The organism is Morganella sp. HMSC11D09, from assembly GCF_001807955.1.
GTDB lineage: Bacteria > Pseudomonadota > Gammaproteobacteria > Enterobacterales > Enterobacteriaceae > Morganella > Morganella morganii.
Map to the genome: position 1 here is coordinate 135,889 of NZ_KV791684.1, position 17,634 is coordinate 153,522.

General features: G+C 52.0%; 16 protein-coding genes. 11 read left to right on the forward strand and 5 right to left on the reverse strand.

What is annotated here, in order from left to right:
• The first annotated feature begins 51 nt into the window (after positions 1-51).
• From sgrR to HMPREF3119_RS08490, 4 genes are all read left to right on the forward strand, one after another.
• Positions 52-1,716: an HTH-type transcriptional regulator SgrR gene (sgrR, locus tag HMPREF3119_RS08475; protein WP_070579337.1), complete on the forward strand. Its 1,665-nt coding sequence runs from the start codon at positions 52-54 to the stop codon at positions 1,714-1,716.
• A gap of 560 nt (positions 1,717-2,276) precedes the next feature.
• Positions 2,277-2,963, forward strand: a complete 687-nt coding sequence (gene mutH / locus HMPREF3119_RS08480; protein ID WP_036416775.1) for a DNA mismatch repair endonuclease MutH — start codon at positions 2,277-2,279, stop codon at positions 2,961-2,963.
• 89 nt (positions 2,964-3,052) lie between these two features.
• A complete protein-coding gene (gene agp / locus HMPREF3119_RS08485) occupies positions 3,053-4,303 on the forward strand; it encodes a bifunctional glucose-1-phosphatase/inositol phosphatase (protein WP_015422921.1) in 1,251 nt (416 codons plus the stop codon).
• Between the two features lie 157 nt (positions 4,304-4,460).
• Positions 4,461-4,880, forward strand: a complete 420-nt coding sequence (locus HMPREF3119_RS08490) for a hypothetical protein (RefSeq protein ID WP_036416772.1) — start codon at positions 4,461-4,463, stop codon at positions 4,878-4,880.
• On the opposite strand, the gene HMPREF3119_RS08495 is transcribed toward HMPREF3119_RS08490, so the two are convergent.
• The gene (locus HMPREF3119_RS08495; protein WP_004242057.1) at positions 4,828-5,286 is read right to left on the reverse strand and encodes a DUF6122 family protein; all 459 of its coding nucleotides are present in this window, start codon (positions 5,284-5,286) and stop codon (positions 4,828-4,830) included. The genes HMPREF3119_RS08490 and HMPREF3119_RS08495 overlap by 53 nt on opposite strands.
• Positions 5,287-5,520: 234 nt before the next feature.
• On the opposite strand from HMPREF3119_RS08495, the gene fabV reads away from it, so the two are divergent.
• Positions 5,521-6,720, forward strand: a complete 1,200-nt coding sequence (gene fabV / locus HMPREF3119_RS08505) for an enoyl-ACP reductase FabV (RefSeq protein WP_004238434.1) — start codon at positions 5,521-5,523, stop codon at positions 6,718-6,720.
• A gap of 72 nt (positions 6,721-6,792) precedes the next feature.
• Here fabV and HMPREF3119_RS08510 read toward each other — a convergent pair whose 3' ends face one another.
• Together HMPREF3119_RS08510 and HMPREF3119_RS08515 are read right to left on the reverse strand one after the other, a co-directional pair.
• Complete coding sequence (locus HMPREF3119_RS08510; RefSeq protein ID WP_024474833.1) at positions 6,793-7,341, reverse strand: GNAT family N-acetyltransferase; 549 nt, start codon at positions 7,339-7,341, stop codon at positions 6,793-6,795.
• 21 nt (positions 7,342-7,362) lie between these two features.
• Positions 7,363-7,857 (reverse strand): YbaK/EbsC family protein, encoded by a 495-nt coding sequence (locus HMPREF3119_RS08515; RefSeq protein ID WP_046024160.1) that lies wholly within the window; start codon positions 7,855-7,857, stop codon positions 7,363-7,365.
• A gap of 99 nt (positions 7,858-7,956) precedes the next feature.
• On the opposite strand from HMPREF3119_RS08515, the gene HMPREF3119_RS08520 reads away from it, so the two are divergent.
• From HMPREF3119_RS08520 to HMPREF3119_RS19120, 3 genes are all read left to right on the forward strand, one after another.
• The gene (locus HMPREF3119_RS08520) at positions 7,957-9,378 is read left to right on the forward strand and encodes an aminotransferase-like domain-containing protein (RefSeq protein WP_004237783.1); all 1,422 of its coding nucleotides are present in this window, start codon (positions 7,957-7,959) and stop codon (positions 9,376-9,378) included.
• 110 nt (positions 9,379-9,488) lie between these two features.
• Positions 9,489-10,370, forward strand: a complete 882-nt coding sequence (locus tag HMPREF3119_RS08525; protein WP_070579340.1) for a pirin family protein — start codon at positions 9,489-9,491, stop codon at positions 10,368-10,370.
• 177 nt (positions 10,371-10,547) lie between these two features.
• The gene (locus HMPREF3119_RS19120) at positions 10,548-11,285 is read left to right on the forward strand and encodes a phosphoribosyltransferase (RefSeq protein WP_115072384.1); all 738 of its coding nucleotides are present in this window, start codon (positions 10,548-10,550) and stop codon (positions 11,283-11,285) included.
• A gap of 274 nt (positions 11,286-11,559) precedes the next feature.
• Here the strand turns inward: HMPREF3119_RS19120 and HMPREF3119_RS08530 are convergent, their stop codons facing one another.
• Together HMPREF3119_RS08530 and HMPREF3119_RS08535 are read right to left on the reverse strand one after the other, a co-directional pair.
• Positions 11,560-12,480: a LysR substrate-binding domain-containing protein gene (locus tag HMPREF3119_RS08530; protein WP_024474829.1), complete on the reverse strand. Its 921-nt coding sequence runs from the start codon at positions 12,478-12,480 to the stop codon at positions 11,560-11,562.
• Between the two features lie 97 nt (positions 12,481-12,577).
• Positions 12,578-13,357, reverse strand: coding sequence for an acetoin reductase (locus HMPREF3119_RS08535; RefSeq protein ID WP_004237779.1), 780 nt, complete (start codon positions 13,355-13,357; stop codon positions 12,578-12,580).
• Positions 13,358-13,774: 417 nt separating this feature from the next.
• Here HMPREF3119_RS08535 and galS point away from each other — a divergent pair, with 417 nt between their 5' ends.
• From galS to mglA, 3 genes are all read left to right on the forward strand, one after another.
• Positions 13,775-14,788, forward strand: coding sequence for an HTH-type transcriptional regulator GalS (gene galS / locus HMPREF3119_RS08540; RefSeq protein WP_032098325.1), 1,014 nt, complete (start codon positions 13,775-13,777; stop codon positions 14,786-14,788).
• Positions 14,789-15,046: 258 nt separating this feature from the next.
• The gene (gene mglB, locus HMPREF3119_RS08545; protein ID WP_070579344.1) at positions 15,047-16,042 is read left to right on the forward strand and encodes a galactose/glucose ABC transporter substrate-binding protein MglB; all 996 of its coding nucleotides are present in this window, start codon (positions 15,047-15,049) and stop codon (positions 16,040-16,042) included.
• Positions 16,043-16,115: 73 nt separating this feature from the next.
• A complete protein-coding gene (gene mglA, locus HMPREF3119_RS08550) occupies positions 16,116-17,624 on the forward strand; it encodes a galactose/methyl galactoside ABC transporter ATP-binding protein MglA (protein ID WP_004237775.1) in 1,509 nt (502 codons plus the stop codon).
• Positions 17,625-17,634 lie beyond the last annotated feature (10 nt).

Here is a 17,634-nt window from a genome sequence, read left to right on the forward strand (position 1 = left end):
GTAATATATGGAAATAAAAATGGACAGAAAACCGACCGGAGTTCCTCTTTTATGAGCACACCACGCCTCCAGCACCAGTTTATCCGCCTGTGGCAGCATCATCAGGGACAGGAGACCGATACCACGCTTCAGGAGATCGCCGATATCCTGCATTGTTCCCGCCGTCATGTCCGCTCTCTGCTCAGCAGTATGCAGACAGCGGGCTGGCTCAGCTGGCAGGCAGAAACCGGACGGGGTAAGCGCTCACGTCTCTGTTTTCTGCAAAGCGGACGGGACCTCCAGCACGCCCGTGCCGAACAGCTGATCGAACAGGACAATATCGAAAAACTGGTGGCGATGGTCAATGATAAGGACGCGATGCGCCAGATGGTGTTATCCCAGCTGGAGCGCAGCTTCCGGCAGGGAAAAAGTCTGCTGCGCATTGTCTATTACCGACCTTTTTATAATTTACTGCCCGGCTCGCCGCTGCGCCGCTCGGAAGTCCATCTGCTGAGCCAGATTTTTAACGGACTGACGGCAATAAATGAGGAAAACGGGGAAGCTGTCCCGGCGCTGGCGCATCACTGGCAGCAGACCGGCGACAAACAGTGGCGTTTCTGGCTGCGCCCGGCGATATTTTTCCATCACGGCCGTGAGTTGCAGATGGTGGATATCATTTCCTCTTTTGAGCGCCTGCGTGACACACCCCCGCTGTTCAGCCATATCCGCACTGTCCGTTCCGATATGCCTTACATTATCGATATCACACTGAATGAGGCCGACAGCTGGTTCCCGGTACTGACCGGCAGCCCGCACGCCGCCATTCTGCCCCATGAGTGGCAGGAACTGCCGGATTTCGCCCGCCGCCCTGTCGGCACCGGCCCGTATCAGGTGATCTGTAACAATGACCGTAAACTGACAATCCGTGCCTTTGACCATTATTACGGCTTCCGCGCCCTGCTGGATGAAGTTTCTGTGCTGGTGGTGCCGGAGCTGGAAGAAAAAATGGTCTGTACCACCCTGCATATCGGTGCGGACGGGCCGGAGCGGGATTCTCTCGACAGCCGGATGGAGGAAGGCTGCTATTTCCTGCTGCACGACACGCGTTCGGCAAAAGGAGAGCGGGAAGATATCCGCCGCTGGCTCAACAGCCTGATGACCCCGGTCAATCTGCTGTATCACTGCGAACCCCTGTATCAGCGCCACTGGTGGCCCGCTTACGGGCTGCTGCTGCGCTGGCATCACAGCAAACTTATCCCGCCCTGTGAAAAACCGGCTGACCTGACAGAACTGACACTGACCTATTATCAGGATCATCACGAATACCATGCTATCGGCAAATTATTGCAGCAGTTACTGGCAGAACAGGGTGTAAAACTGACGATTAATATCACTGATTACGACACCTGGTTTAACGGCGATTGTGACAGTGATTTCTGGCTGGCGACCGCCAACTTTTATAAGCCGCTGGATTTTTCGGTTTTCGCCACCCTGTACGAGCTGCCGCTGCTGCGCCGCTGTCTGGGCGATGACCTGCGTGCGCCGCTGAAGCAATGGCGGCAGCGTTCCCTGTCTCTGGCGGCATGGTGTGAGCAGATCATTGACAGGCAGATGCTGTTCCCGCTGTTCCATCACTGGCTTGAATTACAGGGGCAGCGCAGTATGCGGGGCGTCAAAATGAATACCTTCGGCTGGTTTGATTTTAAATCCGCCTGGTTTATCCCCCCGGAAAGTTAATTCACAGAAAAAGGCAAAGTTATAAACACCCTCTGATAAAAAACCGGCTTTTATTCACGTTTTCTGTGGATATAGTTGTGAAAAACGCAAGGGTAATGGGGGTATAGTTTTTAACTGCCCCCTGTTGATAAAATCACAATCTTTAAATAAACCCTGTTAAATCATATCAGTACGGAAATAAAAACAGAGAATCATCTGAAAAAAACACCGGCATTTTTTTTCACAGACTTACACAGCACAAAAAATAACCACACCCGGTGTTATCCACAGATTGTGACTTATCCGTGAGCAAAACCCCTGCTGAAACGCGAAAACAGGCGGAAGTCAAGCCTGTAAATCAAACCAGTAGTGAGGCTGTTTTTCACTTATCCCATAAAGCTGTGGATAACTCAGTGTAAGATCCTGTTTATTGTCTGAGGATGCTGGTGCACAACCTTCTGTACTTGTTGCGGTGGCGAAAATTAATAGCTATATATCAATAAATTAGATAATATTTATTTTTCATTCATGCCTATGTATTATTTTACCTGATAACACTGTTCAACTTTTAAGCACATAACATGACTCAACTTTTTCAGCCGCCGTTACCCCCGGCCAGCGAATCTGAGCTGCTCAGCCGCGCCCAATCCCTTGCCGGTGCCACTTTCGGTGAGCTGGCGGACTGTGCCGGTATACCGGTGCCGCCGGATCTGCGCCGCGATAAAGGCTGGGTCGGCATGCTGCTGGAATACTGGCTGGGCGCAGATGCAGGCAGTAAGGCAGAGCAGGATTTTGCTCACCTCGGGGTAGAGCTGAAAACCATTCCGGTGGATGAATCCGGCATGCCGCTGGAAACCACCTTTGTCTGTGTCGCCCCGCTGACCGGCAACAGCGGCGTTACCTGGGCGGATTGTCATGTGCGTCATAAGCTCTCCCGCGTGCTGTGGGTGCCGGTGGAAGGTGCGCGTCATATCCCGCTGGCAGAGCGCCGTGTCGGTTCACCGCTGCTGTGGTCACCGTCGGAGGAGGAAGAACGTCTGCTGCGGGCGGACTGGGAAGAGCTGATGGATATGATTGTGCTGGGGAAAGTGGAGCAGATCACCGCCCGTCATGGTCAGGTGATGCAGATCCGCCCGAAAGCGGCCAACAGCCGGGCACTCACAGAAGCTATCGGTCCGCACGGACAACCGATACAAACACTGCCCAGAGGCTTTTATCTGAAGAAAAATTTCACCGCACCTTTACTTAAGCGCTATTTCCGGTGCTGATCACTGTTTTGAGAGTTTGCTCCCGGTAAATATGAATCGCTTCAGTCATTAATATCGGTTCGAAAATAATGACAACAGGAGTGTTCCGGATGAAAAAAACCTTACTGACGCTTTCACTTGCAGCCGCATTACTGACTCCCGCCCTGCCCGCTTTTGCTGATACATCCTCCGCTGATATGACACTGGAACAGGTTCTGGTGATGAGCCGCCACAACCTGCGCACGCCGATTGTGAATACCGGTATTCTGACCGAAATCACCGATAAAACCTGGCCTGCGTGGGATGCGCAGAGCGGTTATCTGACCACCAAAGGCGGCGCACTGGAAGTCTATATGGGCCACTATTTCCGCGAGTGGCTGGATGAGAACAAACTGCTGCCGGACACCCTGTGCCCGACCGGTGAAAAAGAGCTGAATGTCTACGCCAACAGCCTTCAGCGCACGATTGCCACCGCGCAGTTCTTTACCGCCGGTGCTTTCCCGGGCTGTACCGTCACCGTGAACCACCAGCCGGAAATCGGCACCATGGATCCGGTTTTTAACCCGATCATCACCAATGACAGCGCAGAGTTTAAACAGACTGCCCTCGCTGCAATGGAGAGTCATTATAAAGGGCTGGATCTGACACCGGGTTATCAGGCACTGAATAAGGTGCTGAATATCAAAGACTCAGAACAGTGCAAAACCAACAAACTCTGTTCACTGGCCGACGGCAAAAACAGCTTTATTATTGAAGCCGGCAAAGAGCCGGGCGTGAAAGGCCCGCTGAAAATGGCAAACTCTGCGGTGGATGCCATCGACCTGCAATATTATGAAGGTTTCCCGGCAGACCAGGTCGCCTGGGGCGAAGTCACCACGCCGGAGCAGTGGACTGCGCTGAATACCCTGAAAAACGGCTATCAGGAATCTCTTTTCACCCCGCGTATTATCGCGAAAAACGTGGCACATCCGCTGCTGAACTATATTAATCAGCACTTTGCCGCCGCTGCGCCGGGCAGTGAAGCGAAATTTACCTTCCTGGCCGGGCATGATTCCAATATTGCCTCCCTGCTCTCCGCCCTGGAATTTAAACCGTATCAGTTGCCGGAACAGTATGAACATACGCCAATCGGCGGCAAATTAGTGTTCCAGCGCTGGACAAATAAAGCGGATAATAAATCCTATGTGAAGATTGATTATATTTACCAGTCATCTGATCAGCTGCGGAATAACAGTTATCTTTCTTTAAAAACTCCGCCGCAAAAAGTCACACTGGAACTGAAAAACTGTCCGGTTGATAAAAACGGCTATTGCGGATGGGAAACTTTCCAAAAAGTAATGAAAGACAGTTTATCCGAATAAACATTTTATGTTCATATTCCTGCCCGGCGCACCTTCGCCGGGCTTTTTATTTCTATCCCTGTCACGCTTCGGATAACACTAATAGATTAAGGCACTGTAAGCCGTACCTGCTGAGCCGCGAAAGTGTCGCGCAACGGCAGCCGCACAGTGACCCGGGATGGTTTCCGGTGCACCGTCTGACGGCACAATGGTGAATAAAGAGACCGGTGCGGAACAGTTCAGGCCGGATAACGGTCAGATGCGCAGACCGGATGCACAACTGGTCGCCGGGGGACAGAGCGGACAAACCGCCCCGCAGGGACAACAAAGCACACCGGTTTCCTCTGATCGTAACGGGAAAGTGCCTCCGGCACGCCCGCAGGCTGAAAACAGCCGGATGTCATCCGTGAAAAAAGAGATAACGTCAGCGGCGGAATCCGCCATGCCGTCTGTGGATGTTGACGCACCGTCAATCACGGCCCCGGAAGTGGGCATCTCCGTTCCGGGAACCTCCGCGCCAACGCTTGATATCAAAGCCCCGGCAGTCAGTTTACCGGGAGCGGAAGTCCCGGTCCCTGCACTGAAAAATCCGTTCTGATGATCTCAGCCGCACAAAAACCCGCCCCCGGCGGGTTTTTTAATGCCTGCACCGCCGCATATTCCGTGCCCTGCTTCAGACTACCCATGTAACAATCCATCCCGTCGGTAAACAGATGGAACAGGCAGCCGACCGCCACCGCCCGTACTTTCCATGACGGGATCAGCAGCAGAATAAGATACACAATCGCCGCCCACACAGTATGCAGCGGATGAAAACCGACACTGCATCTGTCCGGGTCAAAGACAGGATCTGCCAGCAGGTGATCCGCATCCATCACCATAGTGGCAATCATAATCATCGCCGCCGCTTTCCAGTGCTGCCGCCAGAACAGCCGGGCAAACAGAACCGGCACCAGAAAATGGCAGCCGTAATGCAGGATATTCCGGAAAATGTCAAATGCCACAGTAACTCCGCTGACGGGTTGTCCGTTATGATGACGGCTATCATAGCGGAAATACCGGAGGCTATCCGGCAGAAAATGGATCAGTCCGTCACAATAATAAAATACACCGCATTCCGGATAACAAAGCGGGAATTAACTGGTCTGCTCTGCGGGTTTATCGCTGCATTGTCTTAAGTAAACTGAGAAGATCAGGTATATTACCCCCTGATTGTTGGCTACCAAGAAAAAATAACTATGATTATCAAACCTAAAATTCGTGGTTTTATCTGCACTACCGCTCACCCGGCGGGCTGTGAAGCCCATGTTCGTGAGCAAATCGCCCGTGTGAAATCCTGCGGCGAACTGAAAAACGGGCCTAAAAAGGTTCTGGTGATTGGTGCATCCACCGGTTACGGTCTGGCTTCCCGTATCAATGCCGCTTTCGGCAGCGGTGCAGCGACTATCGGTGTATTTTTTGAAAAGCCGGGCAGTGAAAACAAAACCGGTTCTGCCGGCTGGTACAACGCAGCCGCTTTTGATAAAGCCGCCAAAGAAGAAGGCCTGTATGCAAAAAGCATTAACGGTGATGCCTTCTCTGATGAATGCCGTCAGAACGTTATTGATTTAATTAAACAGGATCTGGGTCAGATCGATCTGGTTGTTTATTCTCTGGCATCTCCGGTCCGCAAAATGCCGGAAACCGGTGAAATTGTCCGCTCAGCGCTGAAACCTATCGGCGAACCGTACAAATCTGTCGCGCTCGATACCAACAAAGACGTGCTGATCGAAGCCGTTGTTGAACCGGCCAATGAGCAGGAAATCGCAGACACCGTTAAAGTCATGGGCGGCCAGGACTGGGAACTGTGGATGAATGCATTAGAGGAAGCCGGTGTTCTGGCAGATAATGCACAATCTGTTGCCTACTCCTATATCGGTACCGATTTAACATGGCCGATTTACTGGCACGGTACACTGGGCAAAGCCAAAGAAGATTTGGATCGCGCAGCAGCAGCGATCAATCAGAAACTGCAGGCCAAAGGCGGCGCAGCGTATGTTGCCGTTCTGAAATCTGTCGTGACTCAGGCCTCTTCCGCTATTCCTGTTATGCCGTTATATATCTCTATCGTGTTTAAGATCATGAAAGAGAAAGGCATTCACGAAGGTTGTATTGAACAGACTCAGCGCTTATTTGCTACTAAACTGTTTAACGGTTCTGCGCCGGAAACCGATGAAAAACAGCGTCTGCGCCTGGATGACTGGGAATTACGCGATGATGTGCAGAACACCTGCCGTGAAATCTGGCAGCAGCTGACAGATGATAATATCAACGACTTAACCGACTATCAGGGCTATAAAGCGGAGTTCCTCCGTTTATTCGGCTTTGGTCTGGACGGCGTTGATTATGATGCTGATTTAAGCGGCGAAGTTAACTTCGACGTGAAAGAATTAGTGTAATCATCTCTGAAAACCCCGCCGCAGCCCTGATTATTCAGCGGCTGCGGCGGGTTTCTTATTTTTCCGGACTGTTCAGCGGGTTTCGCAGACCAGCCAGTAATAATGGTTATTATTGAATCCGAACTCATCCAGCACCGTCAGCCCGAGCTTGCGGGTGTGGGCTGCATAAGAGCGCGGGTTAACCTTGTTGATAAAGGTCACCAGGATATCAAACCGCTGCGACATTTTTTCCAGCGCAAAAGCAAACAGCCCTTCCAGCACGCCCTGCCCGCGCAGTGATGCATCAATACAGACCGGGCCGTACTGATACGAGTTCTCTGTGGTCAGCGTCTGACCGGCAAACTCATAATCACCCAGTTTATCAATCATATGGGCAAACAGCGGCCACGGTGACCAGTACTGCCAGGATGCCGCCATCACAAACGCCACCACCTTTCCGTCCTGTTTGGCGACAAATAATCCCTGCTCATTTTCAATCAGATCAACCATCTGTTCATCACTCATCTGTGTGGTGACAAAACCGTCCGGCTTGTCTTCATCACTGATGGTGGTCAGATGATAACGTTTTAATAAGGCTTTTACCTGATCCATATCCGTCAGTTCAGCAACACAATATTCCATCGTTATTCTCCGTTATCATTGTTATTCTGCGGCGGGAGGTACCGCAATATCCGCAATGCGATCATGACCGATCACACTGAAATAGTCATCCGCTGCCAGAGACACCGATCTCACCAGTTCACCGGCATTAAAAAATACCCGTCCGGCACCGGTCAGACGCTTATCAACATACAGCGTCAGTTCGTCATTAAAGCTGAACGGCGGGACCGCACCCATCGGGCAGCCGGTCAGTGCCTGTGCCGTTTCCGGCGCGGCAAATGAGGCTTTTTTCCCACCCGCCAGTTTCGCGGCATTTTTAAAATTGACTTTGCAGTCTCCCGGCACAATCGCCAGCACATAGCGGATGTCCGGTGTGCTGCCGGTAACCTGTAACACCATCGCTTTCGCCGCCTGGCTCAGTTTATTCCCCCGGATTTTGCTTATCGCATCAGAACGGCCTTCCGCCGGATGCTCGATCACCTCAAAGGAAACCGCCCGTGAATCCAGTAAACAGGTGATTTTGTCAAATGTTGTCATATAAACCTCACAGTCAGCCGGAGAAACCCTTGCGTCATAATTTACTCTCAACGTACTCTTACAGAAACACACAGAACCCGTAAGAATGAGGCAGAACAGATGGTACAGCTTCCGCGCTACCGGCAGATGGCCGATCAGATAAAACAGGCTGTCCGCGAGGGCGTTTTACCGCCGGACAGCCGTCTGCCGTCCGTCCGTGTTCTGGCCGCACAGTACAATGTCAGCCTGACCACCGCCCTGAAAGTGCTGCGCACGCTGGAAGATGAGCATGTTGCGGTGGCGCGGCCGAAATCCGGCTTTTTTGTCGCCCCGGTTCAGCCTGCCGCTGCGGAAAGCCGCAGTACAGAGACACACACCGCCGATTTTGCCCCGCTGGATGAACAGACGGAACTGCATATGTCGATGGTCGGCGAAGAGTGCCGTGTCCGGCTCGATCTGGCTAACGGGCGGCGGGAACTCTATCCGGTCAGAAAACTGAGTCTTATCATGCGTCAGCTCAGTTACAGCAAGCCGTTCCTGCTGGGGGATTCGGTCAAAGGCACCGGCTATGCACCGCTGAAAGAGGAAATTGCCCGCCGTGCAGTCAGTTACGGTTGCCATATCACACCGGAAACCCTGCTTATCACCAACGGCTGTATTGAAGCCTTATCACTGGCACTGCGCGCCACGCTCAGCCCCGGGGATGCGGTGGCAGTGGAATCCCCCTGTTACTTTGTACTGCTGCAGATGCTGCGTAATCTCAATCTGCGGCTGACCGAAGTGGATGCCTGTGAAAACGGTTATGTCGATTGCGATAAACTCACCGCCCTGTTCCGCCGCAAAGCGGTAAAAGCTTTTGTGACACTCGCCAACGTCAATAATCCGCTGGGCAAAACGATTCCGGATGAAGTCAAAGCGGAGATAACCCGTCAGGCGGATGAAAACGGTGTGATCATTATTGAGGATGATACTTTCGGTGATGCCGCATTCGGCGGGCAGCGCCCGTTCCCGATGCGGGCATTCAGTCACAATGTCATTCTGTGCAGCGGATTTTCCAAAACCATCGCACCCGGCGTGCGTATCGGCTGGGTTCACAGTCAGCATTACATGCGCAAAATCACCTCCCTCAAATACACCTCCTCGATGGGCTCTCAGGTCCTGCCGCAGGCAGCTATCAGCGAACTGCTGAGCAACGGTGGCTATGATGCTCATCTGCGCCGCCTGCGCCGTGAACTGGCGGCACAGGTGCAGAACATCCGCCGTGTTGTGCTGCGGGAATTTCCGCCGGGCACCACCGTGACCGAACCGGAAGGCGGTTATGTTCTGTGGGTCACCATGCCGGAAGGCAGCCTGAATGTGCGGGAGCTGTTTCTCAATGCACGGGCGGAGGGGATCGGCATTGCGCCGGGCCATATCTTTGCCACCGACAACCGCTATGACCGCTGTTTCCGGCTCAACGCCGGGTTCGGCTGTGATAAGGACGTGGAGGATGCGATCGCCCGGCTGGCTCAGTGGTGCCGGGAATCATTACACACCGGATAACCCGGGGCTGACTGTTCTGTTTCTGCAACAGTGAAACCCGTTTTCATGACTACTCCTTGATAGTTCGCGCCCTTATTATCTGTTTATACATAATTATCAGGAGAGACATCATGAGAAACATTATCGGCACCTACCGCGCACCGAAAGGCCATTGGGTCGGCGACGGATTTCCGGTCAGCCAGATGTTTTCCTACAGCAATCACGGCAAACATCTGAATCCGTTTATCCTGCTCGACCGCGCCGGTCCGGCGGATTTCCCGCCATCAGAAGGCGCCAACCGGGGAGTTGGTGAGCACCCGCACCGCGGCTTTGAAACCGTAACTATCGTCTATGACGGCGAGGTGGCTCACCATGACTCCACCGGTCAGGGCGGCGTGATCGGTAAAGGTGATGTGCAGTGGATGACTGCCGCATCCGGTATTCTGCATCAGGAATACCATTCTGACCGCTTTATGCGGGAAGGCGGCACGCTGGATATGGTGCAGTTGTGGGTGAATCTGCCTGCTTCCGCAAAATCCGCCGCACCGGGTTATCAGTTACTGGAAAATAACGCCATTCCGGCAGTGGCACTGCCGAATGACGCCGGGACATTACGGGTGATCGCCGGAGAATATGCCGGAGCACGCGGTCCGGCCCGGACCTTCACGGAAATGGATGTGTGGGATCTGCGCCTGAAAGCCGGAAAAGTCACCGGACTGGCGGCAAAAGCCAGCCGCAACGCCGGACTGATCGTTCTGCACGGCAGTATTTATGTCGACAGCCGCGCACCACTGCACACCGGCGAGCTGATGATCCTGGACGGCACTGACAGCACTGACAGCACCATTCTGCTGGAAGCCACCGAAGATGCGGTTGTCCTGTTCCTCAGCGGCGAGCCGATTGATGAGCCGGTTGTCGGTTACGGCCCGTTTGTGATGAACAGCGAGCAGGAAATCCGCGAAACCATTGAGGATTTCAACAGCGGCCGTTTCGGACATATCCCCGCTGAGTAAGACCGATGAGGCAAATACGACCGCTATTTGCCTCACAAAATGAGGCGAATAGCGTGGTTATTTGCCTCATTGTTTTCGTTTCCGTGAATTGTCTTCAATATCACTGTCGTTTAAATATTGGCTACCCATGCTGTGTTACCGTTCAAATATCACTGATATTAAAGGGAAGCCATACCATTGGGCATTGATATTTCAGCAGATAAAAGGGTTAGCTTTAATCCTGATCATGAACACAGAGTCATCACCGCCACAGGAAAAAACCCGAAAATAACAGCTATAGGTAATGCTGAAAAGATAACCGTTTACAGTATTTACCGGCGAACTAAATTTGGTGACACTGACCGTGACGGAAACCCGTTAATATATTCATTAAAAGGTATTTATAACTACAGGATCACAAACGAAGAACTCTGTAAGTTCAAACCTTCTTTTACCACTATCCTGAATAAAATAAGGCAAAGAATACCGGAAAAACCGTGTGCCTTATTTGCAATGCCATCATCATCAAATGTTTCCTGCATCCTCGCCAGAAGAATTTCCCGCCTGTTTGGTATAACAATGCATACTCATTTCGTTATCAAACGGACTGCCCGTGATGTACTTGCATACTATGATACGACTTCCCCGGATATTGCAGACTCCCACAAAAAAATGGTTTTCAGAATATTAGCTGAACTGAGAAAATCAGCCCCTAATACTGTTTTTTCGATGAAGCATGTTCCCAATAAAATAAGACACTATTTTCCGCCATGGAAATTAAATCCGGACTTTAATTATACAATTGACAACAATCGCGTTGTCATTTTAGTTGATGACCTGTTATCAACCGGCACAACACTGATATCAGCCTCCGCAGAACTCCGGAATGCCGGTCTTTCCTGTACTACAGCTATCTGTTTACTGAGTAATTTATAGCAACTTGATGCATGAAAAAAAGTGCGCTACAGTAAGCGGGTCAGAAAGTGATTTCTGCGGGAGCCGGCATACGCCCCCGGCTCGGTAAATATGAAGCATTTCGTCAGGAATACGGGTTCGCGCAGGCACCTTCGGTGATGGTCCGGTCTGTAAGAGCAAAATAATCACCCGGAGAATGGCAGCGACATTCCCCAACAGAAAAAGTTGTAAAAACCTGATTCAGAAAGCCACATTTTTATGTGGCTTTTTTATTGCTGTTAATCAGCCGAATAATTTACTCCTGCCCCGAAAACGCCGCCGTCTGCGGTACATGTTCCGCCAGATAATTCAGCAGTGCCTGCACGGCGGGTAACAGCCCTTTGCGGGACGGGAAAACTGCGTGAATCACATCCTGCGGGAACTGCCAGCCCGGCAGAACACGGACAAGCCGTCCGGCAGTCAAATCATTGAGAACCACACCTTCCGGCAGACGGGCAATGCCCAGCCCTTTGCATGCCGCGCGGTGCAGTGTCATGACATCAGTGGTGGCGAGGCGTGCTGTGAGGTGTTTGGTGATGCTGCTGCCGTCTTCGCCGGTCAGTGTCAGCGTGTAGTTTTGTTTTTGTTCGCTGTTGGCGAGGATCGGGAATTCTGTCAGTTCGTCCGGATGCTGAGGTGCCGCTTTTCCGGTAAATAACAGCGGTGAAGCAACCAGGATACGCCGCGAATAGCCCAGCACTTTCATGGTCAGCCCGGAATCATCCAGCGGGAGGGAGCGCACCCGCAGTGCGAGATCAAACCCTTCGCTGATCACATCCACCGGACGGTTAACTGCCAGGATCTGCACATCAATATCGGGGTATTTCACCATAAAATCTGTCAGCAGATCCTGAAGATAAGCCTGTAACAGCGCGACCGGACAGGAAAACTTCACGCTGCCGCGCGGATGCCCCTGTACCGAGCAGATAATCTCTTCGGCGATCTCCGCCTCATCAATCACATTTTTACACTGCTGGTAGAAGGTCTGGCCGATCTCAGTGACATGAAACTGCCGGGTGGAGCGGTAGATCAGTGAAATATTCAGCTTCTGCTCCAGGTCAGCAATACGGCGGCTGAGCCGGGATTTCGGAATACCCAGCGCCTCACCCGCCGGGGAAAATCCGCCGTATTCCACCACTTTCACAAAATAATAAAGGTCATTCAGATCGTATTTCATGCCTGTCACCCGCAGCGTTATCCTGCGGATCAGTATACATAAAAAAATCCGCCGCATTCAGCATGCGGCGGATGTCTGTGAATATAAACGCAATAAGTTAGCGGTAAACAATACCGCCGTCGGTCAGAATCGCCTGGCCGGTGATGTAATCCGAGTCATCGCTTGCCAGGAAGGCAACCAGTGCCGCCACGTCATCCGGAGTCTGGGCGCGGCCCAGCGCAATACCATCGACATATTTTTTGTAGGTTTCCCCTTTCGGTGCGCCGGTGATTTCAGAGAAACGCTCATCAATTTCCACCCACATATCCGTGCCGACAATCCCCGGACAGTAAGCATTCACGGTGATCCCGCTGCTGGCAAATTCTTTGGCCGCCGCCTGTGTCAGTGCGCGGACCGCAAATTTAGTGGCGGAATAGACGCCGAGTAAGGCAAAACCATCATGTCCGGCAATGGATGAGGCGTTAATGATTTTCCCTTTCTGTCCGCGTGCTTTGAATTTGGCCGCTGCGGCCTGAATTCCCCACATCGTGCCATCGACGTTAATGCGGAAAATACGATCCATATCCTCCGGCAGCACATCTTCAATGGCTTTAACCTGTGCAATACCGGCGTTATTGACGATAACATCAAAACCGCCCAATGCTTGTTCTGCTTTATCAACAACCGCAAAAACCTGATCGCGCTGACTGATATCTGCGGTGAATACCGCCGCTTTGCGGCCCAGGGCTTCCACTTCTTTTTTGACTTTCGCCAGCCCTTCTTCTTTCAGATCCACCAGCGCGATATCCGCCCCTTCTTTGGCTAAGCGCAGTGCAATACCACGACCAATCCCCTGTGCAGCGCCGGTAACCAGAACCACTTTACCCGTTAGTGCCATGATGTGCTCCTTATGAGTGAGGTATTTCGTTATGATATTAATACTCATTTAAAAACATACGCGTTTTTACCCGGGTTGCAAGCCGGTAAGCACATAATGAGCAACTGTCCTGCCATGTGACAACACATCGCTGTAACAAAATTCATCGGAGTCTCATTCCGTAACATTCCCTGTCCTGCATAACCCACCCGCCGGAAACAAAACAATCAGTATCATTTATATATTAATAATTTCAGTGAATGTAACCCAAAACGCTGTTACAGACTCTGGTGAAGGGATTCAGCTTCCCGTTACAGGCGGATAATCCGAAAAAATCAATGTAAACGCTTTCTTTTGCTGTGAGATGAATCACACGGTCATCACGCACTCCGGGTTAAGATGGCAACATGTTTCATTACCTCTGACCTGTAATTTCTGATGACATCTATACACCCCGTAACTATCCGTGATGTTGCAAAACGCGCCGGTGTCTCCGTTGCCACGGTATCCCGTGTGCTGAACAATACGGCGGCCACCCGCTCAGAGACCCGGGAACTGGTGATGAACGCCGTGACTGAGCTGGATTACCGGCCAAACGCCAATGCACAGGCACTGGCCAGCCAGAGCAGTGATATTCTCGGCGTGGTGGTGATGGATGTGGCCGACCCGTTTTTCGGCGCGCTGGTCAAAGCGGTGGACACAGTCGCCCAGCAGCACAGCAAGCATGTGCTGATCGGCAACGGCTACCATCAGGCCGAACAGGAGCGCCATGCGATAGAGGTTCTGATCCGCCAGCGCTGCAACGCCCTGGTGGTGCATTCCAAAGCGCTCAGTGATGCGGAACTGAGTGATTTTCTCCGTCAGGTGCCCGGCATGACCGTTATTAACCGCGTTATTCCCGGTTTTGAGCACCGCTGTGTCGGGCTGGATAACCTGTCCGGCGGGGAAATGGCGACCCGTCTGCTGATCTCTCAGGGGCATCAGCGCATTGGTTATCTCGGCTCCACCCATGAGATAGAAGATAATACCCTGCGTTATCAGGGTTATACCCGTGCCATGAAAGCCGCCGGACTGACAACTGGTGCAGCCTGGTATGCCGCCGGTTCGCCGGATTCTGACGGCGGTGAGGCCGCCATGATAGAGCTGCTGAGCCGTAATCAGGCACTCTCCGCTGTGTTTGCCTATAACGATGCCATGGCGGCCGGCGCTATGTCGGTGCTGAATGAAAACGGTATCCGCGTGCCGCAGCAGTTTTCCCTGATCGGCTTTGATGATATTCCCGCCGCCCGTTTCACCACTCCGAAGCTGACCACAGTACGCTACCCGGTGGTCTCCATGGCCATGCTGGCGACAGAACTTGCCTTAGCGGGCGCCGCCGGAACCTTGCCGCCGCCGGAGTCCCATGTGTTTATGCCGACCCTGGTTATCCGTCACTCTTCTGCCTACCGGTGATCTTTCTCCATGTAAACGTTTTCAATCTGTGAGTCTATTCACAGACGGATAACAACTCTCATTTTATGATCCGGGCGTTTCCTGACGTTATCGTCATGTCCCAGGTTCTGCCATCTTCTTACCGGCATGCCGTTTTATTTATAAATTATTATTATCATTTGCCGGAAGAATGATAAACACCGCCCCTGCCTTTCCTCTGAATAACAGGTGGCGTCATAAATAAAAACTGTACCCTATCCCCCGACCCGGAGGCAGAGAATGAAGAAGCATTTTGTCCTGGCAGGCGTTGCCGCCGCCATGCTGTTTGGTGCTGCGGCACAGGCACAGGCTGATACCCGTATTGGTGTGACCATCTACAAATACGATGACAACTTTATGTCTATCGTTCGTAAAGCCCTTGAAAAAGATGCAAAAAATTCACCGGAAATCACCCTTCTGATGAATGATTCACAAAACGACCAGTCCAAACAGAATGATCAGATTGATGTGTTACTGGCCAAGGGCGTTAAAGTACTGGCGATCAACCTGGTTGACCCTGCCGCCGCCCCGGTGATCATCGACAAAGCAAAATCCAATGATATTCCGGTGGTGTTCTTCAACAAAGAGCCTTCCCGCAAAGCCCTCGACAGCTACGACAAAGCCTGGTTTGTCGGTACCGACTCCAAAGAATCCGGGGTTATCCAGGGTGAGCTGATTGCCAAACACTGGGCAGCCAACCCGGCGTGGGATCTGAACAAAGACGGCAAAATTCAGTATGTGCTGATTAAAGGTGAGCCGGGTCACCCGGATGCGGAAGCCCGTACCACCTATTCGGTCAAAACCCTGAATGAGAAAGGCATCCCGACAGAGCAGCTTCAGCTCGATACCGCAATGTGGGATACCGCACAGGCCAAAGATAAAATGGATGCATGGCTCTCCGGCCCGAATGCAGACAAAATCGAAGTGGTCATTGCCAACAATGACGCGATGGCAATGGGCGCGGTTGAAGCCCTGAAAGCACACAACAAAACCAACATCCCGGTCTTTGGTGTGGATGCCCTGCCGGAAGCCCTCTCCATGGTGAAATCCGGGGCAATGGCCGGTACGGTGCTGAATGACGCGGAAAACCAGGCGAAAGCCACCATGGCTATCACCAAAAACCTGGCGGAAGGCAAACCAGCAGCGGAAGGCACCAGCTACAAGATTGAAAACAATGTTATCCGTGTGCCGTATGTCGGCGTGGATAAAGAGAACCTGTCACAGTTTATAAAATAAGCGGTGATTCTTTCCGCCCGCAGCATCCGTGCTGCGGGCGTGTCCGGAACGATAACATTAGCCAGGTGTATGTATGGCCGACAGCTCAGGCGAATATCTGCTGGAAATGATGCATATCAATAAATCATTTCCCGGCGTTAAGGCACTCGATAATGTCAATTTACGGGTACGACCGCACTCCGTTCATGCCCTGATGGGCGAAAACGGTGCCGGTAAATCCACATTATTAAAATGCCTTTTCGGGATTTATAAAAAAGACAGCGGCAGCATCCTGTTTCAGGGACAGGAAATTGATTTTAAAGGCTCAAAAGAGGCACTGGAACACGGCGTGTCCATGGTGCATCAGGAGCTGAACCTGGTGCTTCAGCGCTCGGTGATGGACAACATGTGGCTGGGACGGTATCCCGCCAAAGGGTTTTTTGTCGATCAGAACAAGATGCTGAAAGACACCCAGGCCATCTTTGATGAGCTGGATATCGATATCGATCCGCGGGAAAAAGTCCGCAATCTGTCCGTCTCGCAAATGCAGATGATCGAAATCGCCAAGGCGTTTTCCTATAACGCAAAAATTGTGATCATGGATGAGCCGACCTCCTCCCTGACCGAAAAAGAAGTCAATCATCTGTTTACCATTATCCGCAAGCTGAAAGATCGCGGCTGCGGCATCGTCTATATCTCCCACAAAATGGAAGAAATTTTCCGTCTCTGTGATGAGATAACCATTCTGCGTGACGGCCAGTGGATCTCCACACAGCCCCTCGAAGGGCTGACGATGGATAATATTATTGCCGCCATGGTCGGGCGCACACTCAGCCAGCGTTTCCCGGAAAAACAGAGCACGCCGGGAGATGTCATGCTGGAAGTCAGAAACCTGACGTCTCTGCGCCAGCCGTCTATCCGCGATATCAGTTTCGATCTGCATCAGGGGGAAATCCTCGGTATCGCCGGTCTGGTCGGTGCCAAGCGGACGGATATTCTCGAAACCCTGTTCGGGATCCGCGAGAAATCCTCCGGCACCATCACGCTGAGGGGGAAAACCATTAAGAACAACAGTGCGAATGAAGCCATTAATCACGGTTTCGCACTGGTCACCGAAGAGCGCCGCGCCACGGGAATCTATGCCTGGTTAAATATCAGCTTTAACTCGCTGATTTCAAACATGGGCAAATATAAAAATAAACTGGGTCTGCTGGATAACAGCAAAATGAAAAGTGATACCCAGTGGGTGATTGATGCCATGCGGGTGAAAACCCCCGGCCATCACACCCAGATAGGCTCGCTGTCCGGCGGAAATCAGCAGAAGGTAATTATCGGCCGCTGGCTGCTGACACAACCGGAAGTGTTAATGCTGGATGAACCGACGCGGGGTATTGATGTCGGGGCAAAATTTGAGATTTATCAGCTGATTACTGAACTGGCCAAAAAAGGAAAAGGGATCATTATCGTTTCCTCCGAAATGCCGGAACTGCTGGGGATCACAGACCGGATTCTGGTGATGAGCAACGGTGAGGTCGCCGGTATCGTCAACACCCGTGACACTTCGCAGAGTGAGATTTTACGTCTCGCCTCCCTTCACCTTTAAGGATATTAAC